At 71.4% G+C, this 17,590-nt stretch carries 19 protein-coding genes; 9 read left to right on the plus strand and 10 right to left on the minus strand.

Going from position 1 to position 17,590, the window contains the following annotated elements:
* Nucleotide 1 precedes the first annotated feature (1 nt).
* Together ACFY0U_RS14045 and ACFY0U_RS14050 are read left to right on the plus strand one after the other, a co-directional pair.
* Nucleotides 2–409: a Zn-ribbon domain-containing OB-fold protein gene (locus ACFY0U_RS14045; protein ID WP_388634838.1), complete on the plus strand. Its 408-nt coding sequence runs from the start codon at nucleotides 2–4 to the stop codon at nucleotides 407–409.
* Nucleotides 406–1,179, plus strand: a complete 774-nt coding sequence (locus ACFY0U_RS14050; protein WP_388634840.1) for an enoyl-CoA hydratase/isomerase family protein — start codon at nucleotides 406–408, stop codon at nucleotides 1,177–1,179. Before ACFY0U_RS14045 ends, ACFY0U_RS14050 begins: the two co-directional genes overlap by 4 nt.
* A gap of 1 nt (nucleotide 1,180) precedes the next feature.
* Here ACFY0U_RS14050 and ACFY0U_RS14055 read toward each other — a convergent pair whose 3' ends face one another.
* The 3 genes from ACFY0U_RS14055 to ACFY0U_RS14065 form a co-directional block, all read right to left on the minus strand.
* A complete protein-coding gene (locus tag ACFY0U_RS14055) occupies nucleotides 1,181–1,669 on the minus strand; it encodes a hypothetical protein (RefSeq protein ID WP_388634842.1) in 489 nt (162 codons plus the stop codon).
* A gap of 216 nt (nucleotides 1,670–1,885) precedes the next feature.
* Nucleotides 1,886–4,231, minus strand: coding sequence for a PQQ-binding-like beta-propeller repeat protein (locus tag ACFY0U_RS14060; RefSeq protein WP_388634844.1), 2,346 nt, complete (start codon nucleotides 4,229–4,231; stop codon nucleotides 1,886–1,888).
* Between the two features lie 170 nt (nucleotides 4,232–4,401).
* Nucleotides 4,402–5,148, minus strand: a complete 747-nt coding sequence (locus ACFY0U_RS14065; RefSeq protein ID WP_388634846.1) for a VOC family protein — start codon at nucleotides 5,146–5,148, stop codon at nucleotides 4,402–4,404.
* A gap of 145 nt (nucleotides 5,149–5,293) precedes the next feature.
* On the opposite strand from ACFY0U_RS14065, the gene ACFY0U_RS14070 reads away from it, so the two are divergent.
* Nucleotides 5,294–5,929, plus strand: a complete 636-nt coding sequence (locus ACFY0U_RS14070; RefSeq protein ID WP_171147642.1) for a TetR family transcriptional regulator — start codon at nucleotides 5,294–5,296, stop codon at nucleotides 5,927–5,929.
* 72 nt (nucleotides 5,930–6,001) lie between these two features.
* On the opposite strand, the gene ACFY0U_RS14075 is transcribed toward ACFY0U_RS14070, so the two are convergent.
* Nucleotides 6,002–6,454, minus strand: coding sequence for an Lrp/AsnC family transcriptional regulator (locus ACFY0U_RS14075; RefSeq protein ID WP_388634848.1), 453 nt, complete (start codon nucleotides 6,452–6,454; stop codon nucleotides 6,002–6,004).
* Nucleotides 6,455–6,536: 82 nt separating this feature from the next.
* On the opposite strand from ACFY0U_RS14075, the gene ACFY0U_RS14080 reads away from it, so the two are divergent.
* A complete protein-coding gene (locus ACFY0U_RS14080; RefSeq protein ID WP_388634850.1) occupies nucleotides 6,537–7,142 on the plus strand; it encodes a LysE family translocator in 606 nt (201 codons plus the stop codon).
* Nucleotides 7,143–7,158: 16 nt separating this feature from the next.
* Here the strand turns inward: ACFY0U_RS14080 and ACFY0U_RS14085 are convergent, their stop codons facing one another.
* Both ACFY0U_RS14085 and ACFY0U_RS14090 read right to left on the minus strand, forming a co-directional pair.
* On the minus strand, nucleotides 7,159–7,635 hold the full coding sequence (locus ACFY0U_RS14085) for a nitroreductase/quinone reductase family protein (protein ID WP_388634852.1): 477 nt from the start codon (nucleotides 7,633–7,635) through the stop codon (nucleotides 7,159–7,161).
* Nucleotides 7,632–8,804: an acyl-CoA dehydrogenase family protein gene (locus ACFY0U_RS14090; protein ID WP_388634854.1), complete on the minus strand. Its 1,173-nt coding sequence runs from the start codon at nucleotides 8,802–8,804 to the stop codon at nucleotides 7,632–7,634. Before ACFY0U_RS14090 ends, ACFY0U_RS14085 begins: the two co-directional genes overlap by 4 nt.
* 83 nt (nucleotides 8,805–8,887) lie before the next feature.
* Between ACFY0U_RS14090 and ACFY0U_RS14095 the strand changes: the two genes are divergently transcribed.
* Complete coding sequence (locus tag ACFY0U_RS14095) at nucleotides 8,888–10,039, plus strand: acetyl-CoA acetyltransferase (RefSeq protein ID WP_388634856.1); 1,152 nt, start codon at nucleotides 8,888–8,890, stop codon at nucleotides 10,037–10,039.
* A gap of 3 nt (nucleotides 10,040–10,042) precedes the next feature.
* Here the strand turns inward: ACFY0U_RS14095 and ACFY0U_RS14100 are convergent, their stop codons facing one another.
* Nucleotides 10,043–11,353, minus strand: coding sequence for a hypothetical protein (locus ACFY0U_RS14100; RefSeq protein ID WP_388634858.1), 1,311 nt, complete (start codon nucleotides 11,351–11,353; stop codon nucleotides 10,043–10,045).
* A 268-nt stretch (nucleotides 11,354–11,621) separates the two neighbouring features.
* Here ACFY0U_RS14100 and ACFY0U_RS14105 point away from each other — a divergent pair, with 268 nt between their 5' ends.
* Both ACFY0U_RS14105 and ACFY0U_RS14110 read left to right on the plus strand, forming a co-directional pair.
* Complete coding sequence (locus ACFY0U_RS14105; RefSeq protein ID WP_388634860.1) at nucleotides 11,622–12,050, plus strand: pyridoxamine 5'-phosphate oxidase family protein; 429 nt, start codon at nucleotides 11,622–11,624, stop codon at nucleotides 12,048–12,050.
* 26 nt (nucleotides 12,051–12,076) lie between these two features.
* Nucleotides 12,077–12,742 carry a pyridoxal 5'-phosphate synthase gene (locus ACFY0U_RS14110; protein ID WP_388634862.1) on the plus strand — a complete coding sequence of 222 codons (666 nt, stop codon included), beginning with the start codon at nucleotides 12,077–12,079 and terminating at the stop codon, nucleotides 12,740–12,742.
* An 84-nt stretch (nucleotides 12,743–12,826) separates the two neighbouring features.
* Here the strand turns inward: ACFY0U_RS14110 and ACFY0U_RS14115 are convergent, their stop codons facing one another.
* From ACFY0U_RS14115 to ACFY0U_RS14125, 3 genes are read right to left on the minus strand one after another with little or no spacing between them, the layout of a single operon-like run.
* Nucleotides 12,827–13,429, minus strand: coding sequence for a GNAT family N-acetyltransferase (locus tag ACFY0U_RS14115; protein WP_388634864.1), 603 nt, complete (start codon nucleotides 13,427–13,429; stop codon nucleotides 12,827–12,829).
* Between the two features lie 55 nt (nucleotides 13,430–13,484).
* Nucleotides 13,485–13,877 (minus strand): Zn-ribbon domain-containing OB-fold protein, encoded by a 393-nt coding sequence (locus ACFY0U_RS14120; protein WP_388634866.1) that lies wholly within the window; start codon nucleotides 13,875–13,877, stop codon nucleotides 13,485–13,487.
* Between the two features lie 14 nt (nucleotides 13,878–13,891).
* Nucleotides 13,892–14,341 carry a DoxX family protein gene (locus tag ACFY0U_RS14125; protein ID WP_388634868.1) on the minus strand — a complete coding sequence of 150 codons (450 nt, stop codon included), beginning with the start codon at nucleotides 14,339–14,341 and terminating at the stop codon, nucleotides 13,892–13,894.
* Between the two features lie 222 nt (nucleotides 14,342–14,563).
* Here ACFY0U_RS14125 and ACFY0U_RS14130 point away from each other — a divergent pair, with 222 nt between their 5' ends.
* Both ACFY0U_RS14130 and ACFY0U_RS14135 read left to right on the plus strand, forming a co-directional pair.
* Nucleotides 14,564–15,754: a flavin-containing monooxygenase gene (locus tag ACFY0U_RS14130; RefSeq protein WP_388634870.1), complete on the plus strand. Its 1,191-nt coding sequence runs from the start codon at nucleotides 14,564–14,566 to the stop codon at nucleotides 15,752–15,754.
* Between the two features lie 177 nt (nucleotides 15,755–15,931).
* Nucleotides 15,932–17,455 (plus strand): flavin monoamine oxidase family protein, encoded by a 1,524-nt coding sequence (locus ACFY0U_RS14135; RefSeq protein ID WP_388634872.1) that lies wholly within the window; start codon nucleotides 15,932–15,934, stop codon nucleotides 17,453–17,455.
* Nucleotides 17,456–17,590: the final 135 nt, after the last annotated feature.

Consider the following 17,590-nt stretch of genomic DNA (forward strand, 5'->3'; position numbering starts at 1 on the left):
CATGCTGAAACCCGTCACCGACGACACCGGCGCCCCCTTCTGGCAGTACGCCGCCCGGGGCGAACTGCGCGTCCAGTCCTGCGCCGACTGCGGCGAACCCCGCTTCCCGCCCCGGCCCTGCTGCCCGCACTGCCAGTCCTTCGGCATCGCGTGGAGCAAGGTCGAAGGACGCGGGCGGATCTGGTCGTTCGTCGTCCCCCACCCGCCCCTCCTCCCCGACTACGCGGCACAGGCGCCCTACAACGTGATCGTCGTCGAGCTGGAGGACGCCCCCCGGATCCGGCTGGTCGGAAACCTGGTCAGCGCGGCCGGGGAGCCGCTCAACTCCCTTGACCCCGCCCGGATCCGTATCGGCGCCCGGGTGCGTGTGGTGTTCTCCGACGGGCTTCCGCAGTGGGTTCCGGCGTGAGCGCCCTGCGGGTCACCGCCGACAAGGACACCGGGGTGGCCGTCGTCACCCTGAACCGGCCCGAGCGGCTCAACGCCATCGATCTCGCCATGCGGGACGAACTCGTCGACACCTGGCGGCAGTTGCGGTTCGACGACTCCGTGCGCGCGATCGTCCTCACCGGGGCGGGTGAGCGGGCCTTCTGCACCGGGCTGGACCGGGACGCGGAGGTCCCGCAACCCGACTCCCCCTACATGTCCGACGATCCGCTGCTCCGCGTCGGCCCCAAGGCCAACGACCTCTGGAAGCCCGTCGTCGCCGCCGTACGCGGAATGGCCTGCGGAGGCGCCTTCTACCTGCTCGGCGAGAGCGAGTTCATCGTCGCCGACACCACGGCGGTCTTCTTCGATCCGCACACCACCTATGGCATGGTCAGCGCCTACGAGTCGGTCCTCATGGCGCAGCGGATGCCGTACGGCGAGGTCGCCCGGATGATGCTCATGGGGACCGCCGAGCGGATCTCCGCGCGGCGCGCCCATGAGACCGGGCTGGTCTCCGAACTCACCGAGCCCGGCGCCGCGTTGGAGGCCGCGGTGCGGTGTGCCGCCGTGATCGCCGGGTATCCGCCCGAGGGTGTGCAGGGCACCGTCCGGGCCCTGTGGGCGGCCAGGGAGGCCGCGCTCGCCGCCGGGTTCGCGCAGGCCCCGCATCTCATCTCGCTCGGGAACCTGCCGGACGAGCGGCAGGCGGAGCTGTTCGCCGCCCGCCGCCCGGAGTTCAGGACGCGCTGAGCTATCCGGCGATGCGCTGCGGGTCCACCAGCTCGCAGGTGCCGTCGGTCACCGTGGAGTTCGCGGTGACGAGGGCGGAGTCGGTGGCGCCCGCGGCGACGGAGAAGATGCCGCTGCTTCCGGTCGCGACCGTCGTACCGGAGGCGTCCTTGAAGGCCACCTGGAACATGTAGGTGTACGTCTGGCTCGTGCTGCTGTTGGTGGCGCGGACGTCGGCGGTGAGGGTCCCGCCCTCGACCTCGCACTCCTCGATCCTCAGGTCCTGGGTCGCCTCGCCCAGGGAGCTCGACTCGACGCCGCCGCCACCGGGGACGGAACCGGAGTCGTCGTCATCGTCGTGGTTGCCGCTGCCGCCGGTCGAACTGCTCGACGAACCGCCGGAGTTCGAGCCGCCGCCGAAGCAGCCGCCGCCGGACGAGTGCCGGGCCCCGGTCAGGGCGACGACCACCCCGACGACGACGGCCACCTGCCGGACATGGCGAAGCTTCACTGCTGATCCCCCGTTGTCAAAAAGCCCCGAAAGGCACTGCCATGATCGTGAACACGTCACGCTAACAGCCGCCACATGGCGTCCCGCCCGCCCCGGGCGTAGCGTCTGGTGTGAGAGCGGTGAAGGAACAGGGAACCCGCTCTCCGCATCGACGGCCGCCGTCTGGAACCCCTTCCGAGCTCCCGGTACGACGGCCGTCCCGGCCGCGAGAACCGCTTACGCGGTCCTGGCCGTCCCCGTTCCCTTCTCCGCGTCCAGCGCGTACACGCAGCGGTCCTTGCTGCACGCGTACACCACGCCGTCCTTCACCACCGGGGCGCCGGTGATCTCGCCGCCGGTCGCCAGCTTCCAGCGCAGCCGGCCGTCGTCGGCCTTCAGGGTGTACAGCAGGTGGTCCGTGGAGCCGAAGTGGATACGGCCCTCCGCCACCGCGGGCGCGCCCACGATGTCGCCGCCCGCCTGGAAGCGCCACTTGGGGGTGCCGGTGACCGCGTCCAGGGTGTACAGCCCCTTGCCGCTGCCCACGTGCACATGCCCCGCCACCACCAGCACCGGTTCGATCGAGGCCCGCGCTTCGGTGGCGATGCGCCAGCGGTCACGGCCGTCGGCGGCGTCGAGGGCGTAGACCGTGCCGAGGTAGTCGGCCAGGTAGACGCCACCGCCGGTGACGGCCGGGCCCGGCACGAAGGCGGGCGGGCACAGGAAGACCGCCGGGGCCTCGAAGTGCCACTTCACATGGCCGCTCGCGACGTCCAGCGCGAGCACCCGGGTGCCGGCCGAGACGTACACATAGCCGTCGGGCGCCTGCGTCAGCCGGATCGGTACGCCTCCGCAGGAGGCCGCGTCGCCGATGGGGTAGGACCAGCGCTCGTCGCCGGTGCGGGCGTCCAGGGCGCGCAGCCGGGCGTCCTGCCAGACGTAGACCGTGCCGTCGTGCAGCACCGGGCCGGCCTCGGGGGACTCGAAGTCCGTCTGCGCCCCGGTGATCTCCCACAGCTTCTGGCCGCCCGAGGCCTCCCAGCCCTGGACGCCGCCGCCGCGGCTGCCGGTGACGACCGTGCCCCGGTCGGCCTTGAGCGAGTACACCCAGGCGTCCGTCTGGATCCGCCACAGGTCGGCGCCCTCGCGGGCCTCCAGGGCGAACAGGGTGGGGCCGTCGGAGGCGTGGATACGGCCGTCCGCGACCGCCATCGACCAGGCGACGTCCCGGGTCTTGAAGCGGCGGCGGCCGGTGGCCACGTCGAGGGCGTGCACCTCGAAGGAGGTGACGTAGACGAGGTCGTCGGCAACAGAGGGGGTTCCCCACACGTCGTTCGACATGCGGAAACGCCACGGCCGCCAGCCGCCGCTCGGCTCCTGTGCGGGCGGTGCGGGTACGGCGGGGCCCACGGCGGCGTCCGTGCCGTTGACGCCGGGGCGCGGCTTGGACCAGCTGGCGACCAGGCCGGCCTCCGGCGGCGGCGCCTTGACGGCGGCGGCGCGGGCGTCGGCGACGCGCGGTCCGGGTCCGATGGGCACCTGGGCGCCCGCCAGGCGCACCGGGCCGGTGTCGGGGGCGCCGACGGGCACGGGGGCGGGGACGACGGGGTCGTGCGGGGGCGGCGGCGGTACGGACGAGACCCGGCCCCCGCCGCTGCGGCCGCCCTGGCCCGGCTTGACGGCCGGGCGCCCGTTGCGGCGCGCCTCGATCAGGCTCACGGCCCGCTCGGGCAGCCAGGCCGACGCCGTACCGCTGTCGTCGGAGCCGGAGCCGAAGAGGTGCGGGGCGAGCTGGGACTGGAGGTCGGCCGGGTTGGGGCGGCTGGTGGCCTCCATCTGCATACAGGACTCGATGAGCGGACGGAGCTCGTCCGGGAGGCCTTCGAGGTCCGGGCCCTCGCGGAGCAGCATGAAGACCGTCTCGACCGGGTTGGCGCCGTGGAAGGGCGGGTGGCCGGTGGCGGCGAAGACGAGCATGGAGCCGAGCGAGAAGACGTCGCTGGCGCCGGTGACGCTGCGGGAGTCCTTGGCCTGCTCGGGGGACATGTAGGCGGGGGTGCCCACCGCCACATTGGTCATCGTCAAACGCGTGTTCGATACTCCGGAGGCGATACCGAAGTCGATCACCCGGGGGCCGTCCTCGACGACCAGCACGTTGGACGGCTTGAGGTCACGGTGGACCAGGCCCGCGCCGTGGATCGACTGGAGCGCCTCCGCGACACCCGCCGCGAGCCAGCGCACCGCCTGGGCCGGCATCGGCCCGCACTCGTTCACTATCTCTTCGAGGGAGGGCGCGGGGACGTACGCGGTGGCCAGCCAGGGCACGGCGGCGCGGGCGTCGGCGTCGACGACGGCCGCCGTGTAGAAGCCGGAGACCGCGCGGGCCGCCTCCACCTCGCGCGAGAAGCGGACGCGGAACAGCTGGTCCTCGGCGAGTTCCGTACGGACCGTCTTGATCGCCACGCGCCGGCCGGACGCCGAGCGCGCGAGATAGACCAGCCCCATGCCGCCGGCGCCCAGCCGTCCCAGCACCTCGAACGGCCCGATCCGCCGCGGATCGTGCTGTGTCAGCTGATCCACCACTTGCCTGCCACCTCCCCGTACGGGCCGCGTCACACCCTTATGCACGCGACCCCCGTGCAGCGTCTCACCACCGCACCGCCATGGCGGCACGCACCCTGATTCTTCCTGGCCGAGGCGCAGGTTGCGAACCCGGGTGCAAATCGGGATGTCTCATGACCAACCGGAGCGTTTCACCACCCCGGTCGGCCGTCGAGACGCTCCAGTACGGCGAACGACGCCCCCTGATTGTCCGTGACGACGGCGACTTTCCCGTACGACGTCTCGAAGGGTGGAGCCTGGGCCCGCCCCCCGAGCCGGTTCACCGTCCCGAGGACAGCCTCGCAGTCCTCGACTCCGAAGTGGACGACGAAATGGGGCGGCATCTCGGCCGGAAAGACGTCGGAGACGGGGGCACGGCCGAAATCGGGCCTGGCGTCCGGTCCGAACAGGGCGTCGTGGAACAGCCCGCCGTAGAAGGTGTTGGCGCCCTCGGTGTCCCGGGCGTACAGCTCGGCCCAGACGAAGGTGCCCGGCTCGTGCCGTACGCCGAAACCGCTGTGGGCGTCCGGCTCCCACAGGCCGAAGACGGCGCCGTCCGGGTCGGTGACCAGGGCGCTGGTGCCCAGGTCGCCCACCGGCATGGGGGCGGTGACGACCTGTCCGCCGGCCGCCCAGACCCGGTCGGCGAGCCCCTCGATGTCGGGGGTCGCGAAGTACACCGTCCAGACGGTGGGCATCCGCCCGTCCGTCTTGTGCGCGAGCGCGGCGACGGGCTCGCCCTCCTTCAGGGCCCATACGGCACCGCCGTACCGCTGCTCCTGGAAGGTCCACCCGAAGAGCTCACCGTAGAACCGCTTGCCCGCCTCCACGTCGGGAAGCTGCGCGTCCACCCAGCAGGGGACGCCCTCTCCGTACGTGGATGCCCTGTTTTCGGCCATACCGCCAAACTAACGGCGACTCACGCAGCGCGCAGACCAGCGCACCAGGGCAGGTCCTGGCCCCAAAGAGCCCGCGCACCCCATTTGCAGTCGGCCGAATCGCGCTCCGATCACCCCTCGGTAAGCTGACGGCATGACAGGACAAGTGCGTACCGTCGACGGCCGCGTGGCCGGCCGGCGTGGGCAGGCGACCCGGCAGAAGCTGCTCGACTGCCTCAGCGAGATGCTCAGCTCCTCCCCTTACCGGGACGTCAAAGTCATCGATGTCGCCCGGAAAGCGGGCACTTCGCCCGCGACCTTCTACCAGTACTTCCCGGACGTCGAGGGCGCCGTCCTGGAGATCGCCGAGCAAATGGCCACCGAGGGCGGCCAGTTGACCCAGCTGCTCGAGGGCAGGTCATGGGTCGGCAAGGCGGGCTGGCAGACCGCGCAGGAACTCGTGGACGGCTTCCTCGAGTTCTGGCGAAGGAACGACGCGATCCTCAGGGTCGTCGACCTCGGTGCCGCCGAGGGCGACAAACGGTTCTACAAGCTCCGTATGAAGATCCTGAACTCCGTGAACAACTCCCTGTCCGACTCGGTCGCCGAGTTGCAGTCCAAGGGCAAGGTCGACAAGGACGTGAACCCGGCGGCGGTCGCCGGTTCACTGGTCGCGATGCTCGCGGCGGTCGCCTCGCACCAGAAGGGCTTCCAGACGTGGGGCGTGAAGCAGGCTGAACTCAAGCCGAACCTCGCGCTGTTGGTGCATCTGGGCGTGACCGGGAAGAAGCCGACCAAGTAGCCGGAAGTCTTTTTCAGGCACCAAGTCCTGTCTGGCGGGCGGTGGTTCACACAGGTGAGCCGCCGCCTGCCGCTATGCCGGCAGCGGCCGGTCCTTGACGACGTGCTTCATCACCAGCGTGGACGTCAGCCGCTGCACCCCCGGCAGCGTGGCCAGCCGCTCGTCGTACAGCCGTTGATAGGCCGCGAGGTCCGCCGCGACCACCCGCAGCAGATAGTCCGGCTCCCCGAACAGCCGCTGCGCCTCCTGCACCCCCTCCACCTCGGCGAGTGCCCGCTCGAACCCGGCGACGGTGTCCCGGTCCTCCTGCCGCATGGTGACGAAGACGAGCGCCTCGAAGTTCAGCCCGACGGCCGAGGGCTCCACGACCGCCCGGTACCCGCTGATGGCACCGGCCCGCTCCAGCTCCCGCAGCCGCCGGTGGCAGGGCGAGACGCTGAGCCGCACCCGCCCCGCCAGCTCGGTCACGGTCAGCCGCCCGTCCTGCTGGAGCTCGGCAAGGATTTTCCGGTCCACGTCGTCCATGAGGCAGATCCTCCCCCAGAACCTGCGATCATGGGCAAATTTCAGGAACACTTTCGGGCCATTCACGCCTAATGTCCCCGGCATGGACATCGGACCGCTGCTCTCCTTCCTCGCCGTCGACCTGCTCCTGGTCTGCGTGCCGGGCGCCGACTGGGCGTACGTGATCGCCGCCGGGGTGCGCGGCCGGTCGGTGGGACGGGCGGTGGCGGGGCTGGTCGCGGGGTACGCGCTGCACACGGTGCTGGCGGTCGCGGGACTGGCCGTCCTCGTCGCGGGATCGCCCCGGCTGCTGACCGCGCTGACCGTGGCGGGCGCCGCCTACCTGGTGTGGCTGGGCTGGGGCGTGCTGCGCCGCCCCGCGACACCGGAGGCGGACGGCGGGGCGCGGGGCTCCCTGTTCCTGCGCGGCGCCGCCATCAGCGGCCTGAACCCCAAGGGCCTGCTGCTCTATCTCTCGGTGCTCCCCCAGTTCCTCGTCACCCGGGGCTCGCACCCGCCGGTGGCCGTCCAGACGGCCGTGCTCGGCGTCCTGCACATGGCGTGCTGCGCCGCCGTCTACCTGGCCGTCGGCACCCTCTCCCACACCCTGCTGGCCGCCCGCCCCCGCGCCGCCCGCGCGGTGACCCGCACCTCGGGGGCGGCGATGCTGGGCATCGGCGCGGTCCTGCTGGCGCAGCACACGCTGTGACGACCATCGCGGCGCGCTACGGCTCTCGCCGGGTGAGCCGGAACAGCCGTATCTCCCGCTCGATCCGCGCCTGGTAGGTCGCGTACGGCGGCCAGAACGCCAGCGCCGTCTTCCATACGGCGGCCCGCTCCTCCCCCGCCAGCAGCTGGGCCGTCACGGCGATGTCGGCGCCCTTCCAGCTGATCTCGACGTCGGGACGGGCCATCAGGTTGGCGGTCCAGGCGGGATGCCCGTCCCGCCCGAAGTTGGACCCGATGAGAATCCAGCTCCGCCCGCCCTCCTCGGGCATGCACGCGAGGGGCGTACGTCGGGTGAGCCCGCTGCGGGCGCCTGTGGAGGTCAGGATCACCCCCGGCAGCATCTGCGCACTGAGGATGACCTTCCCGCGGGTGAGCCGGTGCACGGCCCGGTCGAGGGCCGGGATCACATGCGGGGCGACCTTCGCGAAGCCCCGCGTCGACGAAATCCGCTGTACGGCCCGCTCGCCGATCACACCGTCACCTCCCGTTCCGTGAAGAGCCGCGCCGCGTCGGCCGCGTGCGCCCGCAGCCGGTGCACCGGCCCGAACAGCAGCTCGTCACCGGCGGCCCGCTTGAAGTACAGCTGCACGTCGTGCTCCCAGGTGAAGCCGATGCCTCCGTGCAGCTGGATGCCCTCGGCAGCGGCGGCCCGCAGCGCCTCCAGCGCCTGAGCGAGGGCGAGCCCGCCCACCCGCTCGCCGTGCACGGTGGCCCAGGCCGCGTAGTACGCCGCCGAACGCGCCGCCTGCACTCGCACATACACATCGGCCAGCCGGTGCTTGACCGCCTGGAACGACCCGATCGCCCGCCCGAACTGCTCGCGCTGCTTCACGTACTCGACGGTCCGTTCCAGCACCCGGTCGGCGGCCCCGACGGCCTCACAGGCGAGGAAGGCGGCGGCGGAGTCCCCGAGCCGGGCGAGCGCGCCGAGCACATCGGCACGCTCGTCGCCCAGCAACCCGGCGTCGACGTCCCGCAGTTGGAGCCGGGCGAGCGGACGGGTGGCGTCCAGGGCGGTCTGCCGTACGCGCACGAGCCCCTCGGCGTCTCCGGGAACGAGGAAGAGAAGGGTGCGGGACCGGGCGAACCCACCGGTGTGCGCGGCGACGAGCAGAACCCCGGCGGAGTGCCCGTCGAGGACGTGCTCGATCTCCCCGTACAGCCGCCACCGGTCACCGGCCCTGCGGGCCTGCACACCTCCGGAACGCCCGCCTCCCGCCCAGTCCCCGCCGTTGTCGCCGGTGAGCGCGAGACCGGCGGCGGGTACGGCGAGGGCGGCCGTGAGGGAGCCGTCGGCGATCCGCGGAAGCAGCTCGGCACACCGGTCCTCGGCGCCGAGGGCGAGCAGCAGGGGAGCCGTGAGCACGGCGGTGGCGAGCAGCGGCGAGGGGGCGAGGACCCGTCCCGTCTCCTCTCCCGCGAGGGCGAGTTCGGTGGGGGTGCAGCCGACCCCGCCGTACGCCTCGGGCAGGGCGAGTCCGGGCAGTCCGAGCTGCTCGGCGAGGGTGGCCCACAATCCGGCGTCGTACCCCTCCGGACGGTCGACGGCGGCCCGCGCCTCCTCCGCCCCGCACCGCTTGTGCAGGAGTTCGCGCAGGGTACGGCGGATCTCCTCCTGTTCGGTGGTGAAGCCGACGTCCATGGCGACCCCTTCCCTCCGGATCTGACGGTCCGTCATATTAGGAGCGGCGGGTCGATATGGACAGACAGAGGGAGAGACCTTTCATGACTGCCGGAACCCGGAAAGTCGCCGTGGTCGGCGTGTCCCTCTCCGACTGCGGCCGCGTGGCCGAGGCGACGCCGTACACCCTGCACGCCCAGGCCGCCCGCCGGGCCCTGGCGGACGCGGGGCTCGACAGGTCGGTGGTGGACGGTCTCGCCTCGGCGGGCACGGGCGTGCTGGCCCCGGTGGAGGTGGCGGAGTACCTGGGCCTGCGCCCCACCTGGGTGGACTCCACCTCGGTGGGCGGTTCGACCTGGGAGGTCATGGCCGCCCACGCGGCCGACGCGATAGCCGCTGGCCACGCGAACGCGGTCCTGCTGGTCTACGGCTCGACGGCACGGGCGGACATCAAGGCGGGCCGGCGCACCGGAAACCTCTCCTTCGGCGCCCGCGGCCCGCTCCAGTTCGAAGTCCCCTACGGCCACACCCTGATCGCCAAGTACGCGATGGCCGCCCGCCGCCACATGATCGAACACGGCACGACGATCGAGCAGTTGGCGGAGGTCGCGGTCCAGGCGAGGGCGAACGCGGCCCTGAACCCGGAGGCGATGTTCCGCGATCCGATCACGGTCGACGAGGTGCTCTCCGGCCCGATGATCGCGGACCCCTTCACCAAGCTGCACTGCTGCATCCGCTCGGACGGCGGGGCGGCGGTACTGCTGGCCGCGGAGGAGTACGTACGGGACTGCCGCACCGCCCCCGTCTGGGTCCTCGGCACCGGGGAGCACGTCTCGCACGCGGCCATGTCGGAATGGCCGGACTTCACGGTGTCACCGGCGGCGGTGAGCGGACGCCTGGCGTTCGAGAGGGCGGGCGTCCGCCCGGAGGAGATCGACCTCGCCGAGATCTACGACGCCTTCACGTACATGACCTTGGTGACCCTGGAGGACCTGGGCTTCTGCAAGAAGGGGGAAGGCGGAGCGTTCGTGCAGTCCCGCACACTGCCGGTGAACACGGACGGAGGCGGCCTGTCGGCCCAGCACCCGGGGATGCGGGGACTGTTCCTCCTGGTGGAGGCGGTACGTCAGCTGCGGGGCGAGGCGGGCGCACGGCAAGTACGCGCGAGGGACGGCGAGTTGCCCCGCCTCGCCGTCGCCTCCGGCACGGGGGGCTGGTTCTGCTCGTCGGGGACGGTGGTCCTGGGGCGGGGGTGACGGTCAGTCCGGCAGTACCCGGACGACCGCCTCGTCGTTGGTCGCGTCCGGGTCGCGGCGGCCGAGGTCCCAGGGGCTGGACGGGCCGCTGTCCGCCAGGGACAGAGTGCCCTCGCCCGGTTCGCCGAGGGTCATGGTGAACTCGAAGGAACGGGTCTTTCCGGGCTCCAGGTCGCCGACAGCGCAGGTGTACGCGTACCCGTTGCTCTCGCAGTACTCCTGGTAGACGCCGTCGTCGTACTCCTCCATGGGCTGCTCGAGCATGGTCATCCCGAAAGGCGGGCTGAAGATCACCTCGGCGGCGGCATCGGCGTCGGCGGGGCCGTTGTTGCGGACCTTGATCTCGAAGGCGCGCTTGTCGCCGGGGTCGCCGTGCAGGTCGACGTCCGAGACCTCGTAGTCGGCGTACGAGTCGAGCACGACGTACGTACTGCCGCCACCGCCCACGAAGGCGCCCTTGGGGGCCTTGGCCGGCGTGACCTCGAGTTCCGGCCCCTCGCCGAAGTCGCCGCCCCTGAGCTCGGTCTCGTAATGCCCCGGCCCCATGTCCATCGCCCAGACGTCCTTGCCGTAGGACACGTACATGTCCGACTCGGACGTACGCATCCGCACGGCGGGCCGGACGGCGACGGCCTCACCGGGGTTGATGGTCAGCCCGGGGAACTCGCAGACGGCGATGTGCCCCTTCTGCAGCTCCGGGTAACGGCAGTTGGAGTACTTCTCCACGAACTCGACCGTGCTCGCGCCGAGTTGGATCGCCAGCCCCTTCACCGGCACCTCACCGCTGTTCCGCACGACGACGGAGTCGGTCAGCTCCGCGCCGGGCCGGGGCCCGTTCTTCACGTACTCGGGCGCCACCGCCTCCACCACCGGCTCCCCGACGACGAACCGGGTCCTGGCGGTGAGCTTCTTCCCGTCCTTCGTGGTGTACGTGTACGTCACGACCGCCGAGTCCCCGGCCTTCGCCCCCTCGGCCGCCACCACCTTGGCGCGGGGCGCGTCGGACCAGTTGCTGTAGTCGCCGTCGACCTCACATGTCACATGCGCGGAACTGCCCTCGCAGCCGCCGTACTTGCGGATCAGGACCGTGTCCTCCGCCCCCTTCGGCACATCCGCGGCGAGCGTCCGGACGCCGGGCTCGTCACCGTCCTCGGCCTTGAGCTCGTACGGCATCTTGTCCTGCACTCCGGCCTTGTCGCCGTGGGGACGGAGGTAGAAGACGGCGGGCGCGGTGAGGGACGGCGGCTCCTCGCCGTCGCCGGCGCACGCGGTGAGGGAGGCGGCGAGGAGGGCGGCCGCGGCAAGGCGCCTCAACGGACGGTCGGGGTTGTGTCGGGGCAGGGGCCGCCTTCGTCGTCGTGGTGGCTCGCCGTGGACCACGTCGGTTCGGTGTGCACAGCTTCCCCGCCTTCTCGCTCCGCCCTGGAGATCAACGTACTGCCACCGCCCCTTCGACGTATCCGCGTCGGAGGGGAACACCCACCCCCTCGGCCGGCGTTGTGATGTACCGGAGATCGGTGAGCTCGCGAGTTGGTGAATCCGTGAGTTCGTGAGGCATCCGCACCCCGCTGGAGGAGATCGTATGACCGCCCTGACCCGGTTGGAACGCGAGCAATTCCTGGCCGAGCCCCATGTGGCCGCGCTGTCGGTGGACGGCGGAGAGGGACGGGCGCCGCTGTCCGTGCCGATCTGGTACCAGTACGAACCCGGCGGCGACATCTGGATCCTCACCGGCCTCGGTTCCCGCAAGCAACGCCTGATCGAGGCGGCCGGCCGCTTCTCCCTCATGGTGGACACGGTCGAGCCGAAGCTGAAGTACGTGTCCGTGGAGGGCCCGGTCCTCGACACCACCCCCGCCACGATCGAACTCCTCCGGGAGATCTCCGCGCGCTATCTGCCGCCCGAGAAGGTGGAGGCGTACGTCGACTTCGCCTGGAAGAACCACGGCGAGCAGGTGATCATCCGGCTGCGCCCGGAGCGCTGGGTGTCTTCGGACATCGGTTCGTTGTAGACGCCGTCCCGGGCGAGAATCGGGGCATGGGAACGGATCTTCACGCACTCCTGAGGTCACTGCGGGTATGGGCCCCCGAGACCACCACCCTGTCCCCCTTCGACCCGGCCACGGCCCCCGCCGAGCCACTCCCCCTCTTCACGGAGTGGCTCGCGCGGGCCGTGGCGGCGGGCCAGCCCGAACCGCACACGATGTCCCTGGCCACCTCGGACGAGGCCGGCCACCCGGACGTCCGCACGGTGATGCTGCACGGCGCCGACACCACGGGCTGGACCTTCGCCACCCACCTGACCAGCCGCAAGGGCCGGCACCTCACGGCCCGCCCCTACGCGGCCCTCGGCTTCTACTGGCCGGCCCTGGGCCGCCAGGTCCGAGTCCGCGGCCCGGTCACCGCGGCCCCCTCCCAGGAGGGCCAGGCCGACCTCCACGCCCGCTCGACGGGCGCCCTGGCCGCCGCCCTCACGGGCCACCAGAGCGAACCCCTGGGCTCACTGGAGGAGCTGGCCGAAGCCTCCGAGACAGCCTGGACCGAGGCCCAGTCCCGGCCGGACGCCCCGGTCCCGACGTGGACCCTGTACCGCTTGGCTCCGGAGGAGGTGGAGTTCTTCCAGGGGGACGCTCAGCGGCGCCATGTGCGGCTGGCGTATCGGCGCAGGGGGGAGGGGTGGACGTCTACGTTGCTCTGGCCCTGACGGGATGGTCACCCCAGGAGGTCGTACACCTCGCCCCCCCGGCAACGCCGAGGAACTCACCGAGATCCTCGATCACCACCCACCTCATCGAACCCCCGCCTCCGGATCCGTGGCCAACCGGGCATGCAGATGCACATCCCGGAACGCGTCCTGCCTGCCCGCCTCGAACATCGCGCCGCGGAGCGTCCCCTCGTAGGGGAATCCGCAGCGCTCCGCTATCCGGCAGGACGCGTCGTGGCCGAGGGCGTGGCCGAGTTCGAGGCGGTGGAGGCGGAGGTCGGTGAAGGCCCAGCGGGCGACGAGGGTGAGGGCGCGGGCGGCGACGCGGTGGCCGCGGGCCTCGGGGAGGACCCAGTAGCCGATGCGGGCGACGCGTACGACGTGATCGATCTCGTGGACGCCGACGTGCCCCAGCGTCGTACCGCTGACCGCGTCCGTGACACGGAAGGCGACGCTGACGCCGTCCGCCGCGGCCTGCGCGCCCGCGCGGAGCGAGGCGCGGGCGTCGTCGAGGTCGGCGATCTCCTTGAGGGGGGTGTTCCAGCGCCGGAACTCGGGGTCGGAGCGGCCGCGCAGCCAGGTCTCGGCATCGGCGTCGGACTCCGCGTCCCAGTGGCGCAGCCGCAGCCCGTGGCCGAGCAGTTCGGGAGCGGGGTGGCTCGGGGACCGTTCACGTGTATGGGCCATCGGGCCATTGAATACGGAAGGAGGGCCGCCGATCACCCCTCTCCGCCGGAACATGTCATCCTCGCGGCCGGAACACCGGGACTCCCTGCCGGAAATCGACCTCCAGCGCCATGCCGGCCCGCAGCGTCTGCGGCGGGGAGTCCACCAGCTCCGTCATCATCCTTGGCCCTTCGGCGAGTTGGACGACGGCGGCGACGTAGGGCGTGCGCTCGTCGAAGGGCGGCAGGTCGTTGCGGTGGACGACGGACCAGGTGTAGAGCTCGGCCCGGCCGCTCGCCGGCTCCCATGTCACGTCCTCGCTCCAGCAGTGGGGGCAGAACTCGCGAGGGTAGTGGTGGGTACGTCCGCACGCCCCGCAGCGGCGTACGAGCAGTCGCCTTTCCGCGGCCGCCTCCCAGTACGTGCGGGTGAAAGCGTCGGCCTCAGGCAGATCGAAGCGCGCGTCCATCAGAACCCCCTCCGTCAGAAGAACCCCACCACCGCGTCCAACGACCACTCCTGCCACGACATCCCGAACAGCGCGACCACCGATATCAGCCCCATCATCGCGTTCTGCCCCTGCTCGGCCCAGTCGTGGATCATCAGCGTGAAGTAGAGGACGTTGAGCAGCAGCCCGCCCACCAGGGCCACCGGTGTCAGAAGGCCGGCCACCAAGCCCAGGCCCACCGCCAGCTCCGCGTACACGACGACGTACGCCATCGTCCGCGGCCGTGGCGCGACGACCGTCTCGAAGCCCGAACGGACCGCGTTCCAGCGGTGCTTGGCGGCGACATCGGCCGCCCAGGCGATGCCCGTCCCCCGTTCGAACCAGCCCTTCTTGTCCTTGTGACGCCAGCTCTCCAGCCACCACAGCCCGAGCCCGATCCGCAGCAGGGCCAGCCATTCCGCACCCGTGAGCCAGATGGAGTCCATGGATCTGACGGTACGTCAGGTAAAGGCTCACGGGGAAGACCGTGTGTTTCGCGTGAGAGAAACCTGTGCGGCGGCCGCCGTGGCCTTTCCGCACTCCGCCACCACAACCAGGTGACGTACGCCACGAGCCCCACCCACTCCTCCTACAGGCGTGATCAGACCGAAACCAATTCCGGTCTTGACCGAGACCCATCAACCGGAACCCTGATTACGCTCGCGCACATGGCCGACTCCGCAGCGCCCCCCGCGTCCTCCACCGCCCGCCCCGTGTACGTCATCGGCGGCGGCCCGGGCGGACTCGCCGTCGCGTACGCGCTGCGGGCCCAGGGCATACGTGCCGTGGTGCTGGAGAAGTCCGACCGTGTCGGGGCGTCCTGGCGGCGCCACTACGACCGGCTCCATCTGCACACCACCCGCCGCCTGTCGGCCCTCCCGGGCCTCGGGATGCCGCGCCGGTTCGGGCGCTGGGTGTCGCGCGACGACGTCGTCCGCTATCTGGAGAAGTACGCCGAGCACCACGAGCTGGAGATCGTCACCGGCGTGGAGGTCTCCCGCGTCGACCGCTCCCCCGACGGCACCGGCTGGCTGCTGCACGCCACCGGCGGCCGCGAACTGACCGGCGCCGCGGTGGTCGTGGCGACCGGCTACAACCACACGCCGCTGGTGCCGGACTGGCCGGGCCTCTCGTCGTTCACCGGCGAGCTCGTGCACGCCGCCGACTACCGCAACCCCACGCCCTACGCCGGCCGGGACGTCCTGGTCGTCGGGATCGGCAACACCGGCGCCGAGATCGCCGTGGACCTGGTGGAGGGCGGGGCCTCCCGGGTACGCCTGTCCGTGCGCACCGCCCCGCACATCGTCCGCCGCTCGACGGCGGGCTGGGCCGCCCAGTACACGGGCGTGCTCGTACGACGCCTGCCGGTCGGGCTCGTCGACCGGCTCGCCCGGCCCATGGCGAAGCTCAGCGTGCCCGACCTGTCCGAGCACGGCCTGCCCCGCCCCGACACCGGCCTCTACACCCGGGTCCGCGAAGGGGCCATCCCCGTCCAGGACGTCGGCCTGATCGACGCCGTACGCAAGGGCAAGGTCGAGGTCGTGGCCGCCGTCGACGGCTTCGAGAAGGACGAGGTCCTCCTCACCGACGGCACCCGCGTCACGCCGGACGCCGTGATCGCGGCCACCGGATACACCCGCTCCCTGGAAGACCTCGTCGGCCACCTCGATGTCCTGGACGCCCGGGGGTTGCCGGTGGTCAACGGCGCCCGCACCCCGCAGGACGCGCCCGGCCTCTTCTTCAGCGGTTTCGTCACTCCCATCAGCGGCACGTTCCGGGAAGTGGCGATCGACGCGGAGAAGATCGCGAAGGTGATCGCCAAGGACGGGGCCCGGCAGGTCTCCAGACTTCCCGTCTGACGGTCTCCAGACTTCCCGTCTGACGTAGGATCCCTCAACTCGCTGACGTACTCCTTTCGTTACTCATGGGTCAGAAGTGACGAGAGAGCTGTACGGCGCCACCGCATGGGGCCAGAATGTGAGCACTGTTCATGTTCTGGCTCCACTCCAACCTCTCGCACCTGACGGAGGATGCACGTGGCACGCGAAAGACAGCTCCCCCAGCCCGCCCAACTCCCCCGGCCCACCCGGCTCTCCCGCCGCTCCCTGCTGGGCGGTGCCGCCGCCACCGCAGGTGCCGCCGCCCTCGCCGGCACCGCGGCCTCGCCCGCCGCCGCGGCCACCCGTGAGGCCGACGTGGTCGTCGTCGGCGCCGGGCTCGCCGGCCTCACCGCGGCCCGCGACCTGGTGGCGGCCGGCAAGTCCGTGGTCGTCCTGGAGGCCCGTGACCGCGTCGGCGGCCGGGTCGTGAACCTCTCCCTGGCCAACGGCGGGGTCACCGAGGGCGGCGGCGAGTTCATCGGCCCCACTCAGGACCGCATCAAGGCCCTCGCGGACTCCCTCGGCGTGGGCACCTTCGCCACCTACAACACCGGCAAGAACCTCCTCTACAAGGACGGCAAGAAGACCGCGTACGCCACCGACGGCCTCCTCGGCTCGGTCCCGCCCATCGACGCGGCCGGCCTCGCCAACGCCGCGATCGTGCAGGCCACCCTGGACGACCTGGCCAAACAGATACCGGTCGAGGCACCCTGGACGGCCGCGAAGGCCGACGAATGGGACCGCCAGACCTTCGAGACCTGGCTGCGCGCCAACGCCGTCATCCCGTCGGCCAAGTTCCTCTTCGACGTGGCCTGCACCTCGATCTTCTCGGCCGAACCCCGCGAACTCTCCTTCCTGTTCGTGCTCTTCTACATCGCCGCCGCCGGCAACGAGTCCAACGTCGGCACCCTGGAGCGCCTCACCGAGACCGCGAACGGCGCCCAGGAACTGCGCTTCGTCGGCGGCTCCCAGCTGGTGCCGATCAAGCTCGCCGCCACCCTCGGCGACCGGGTGGTGCTGAACGCCCCGGTGCGCACCATCGCCAAGTCCGGCGGCAAGTACGTCGTGACGGCCGACGGCACCACCGTCACCGCCAAGAAGGTCGTCGTCGCCGTGCCCCCGCCGATCGCCGCCCGCATCACCTACGACCCGCTGCTGCCGGCCGCCCGCGACCAGCTCACCCAGCGGCTCCCGATGGCCTCGGTCGGCAAGGCCATCGCGATCTACGACACCCCCTTCTGGCGGGCCGACGGCCTCAACGGCCAGGTCGTCAGCGACACCGGCGTGGTCAGCTCCACCTTCGACAACTCCCCGCCCGACGCCTCCTACGGCGCCCTGATGGGCTTCATCGAGGCCGACGAGGCCCGCAAGTACGACGCGGCGAGCGAGGCGGAGGTCAAGGCGGCGGTCCTGAAGGACTACACGACCTACTTCGGCGCGAAAGCGGCCTCCCCCACCTCCTTCGTCCTGCAACGCTGGAACAACGAGACCTACACCCGAGGCGGCCCCGTCTCCATCGCCGCTCCCGGCGTCCTGACCCAGTACGGCCCCTCCCTGCGCACTCCCGTCGGCGGCATCCACTGGGCCGGCACGGAGACCTCCATCCACTGGATGGGCTTCATGGACGGTGCGGTGCGGTCGGGCGAGCGGGTGGCGAAGGAGGTGCTGGCGGTGCTGTGAGCGGTACCGACGGTGCCGTGAGCGGTGCTCGCGGCGCCGTGCGGGCGGTGCCGTCGGTGTGCTCTGCCCAACTTTGTGTGCACGGCCATTCCTGACACAGCGTCAGTTCCTTTAATCTGACACTGCGTCAGTTAA

This window comes from Streptomyces sp. NPDC001536 (assembly GCF_042894505.1).
Lineage (GTDB): Bacteria > Actinomycetota > Actinomycetes > Streptomycetales > Streptomycetaceae > Streptomyces.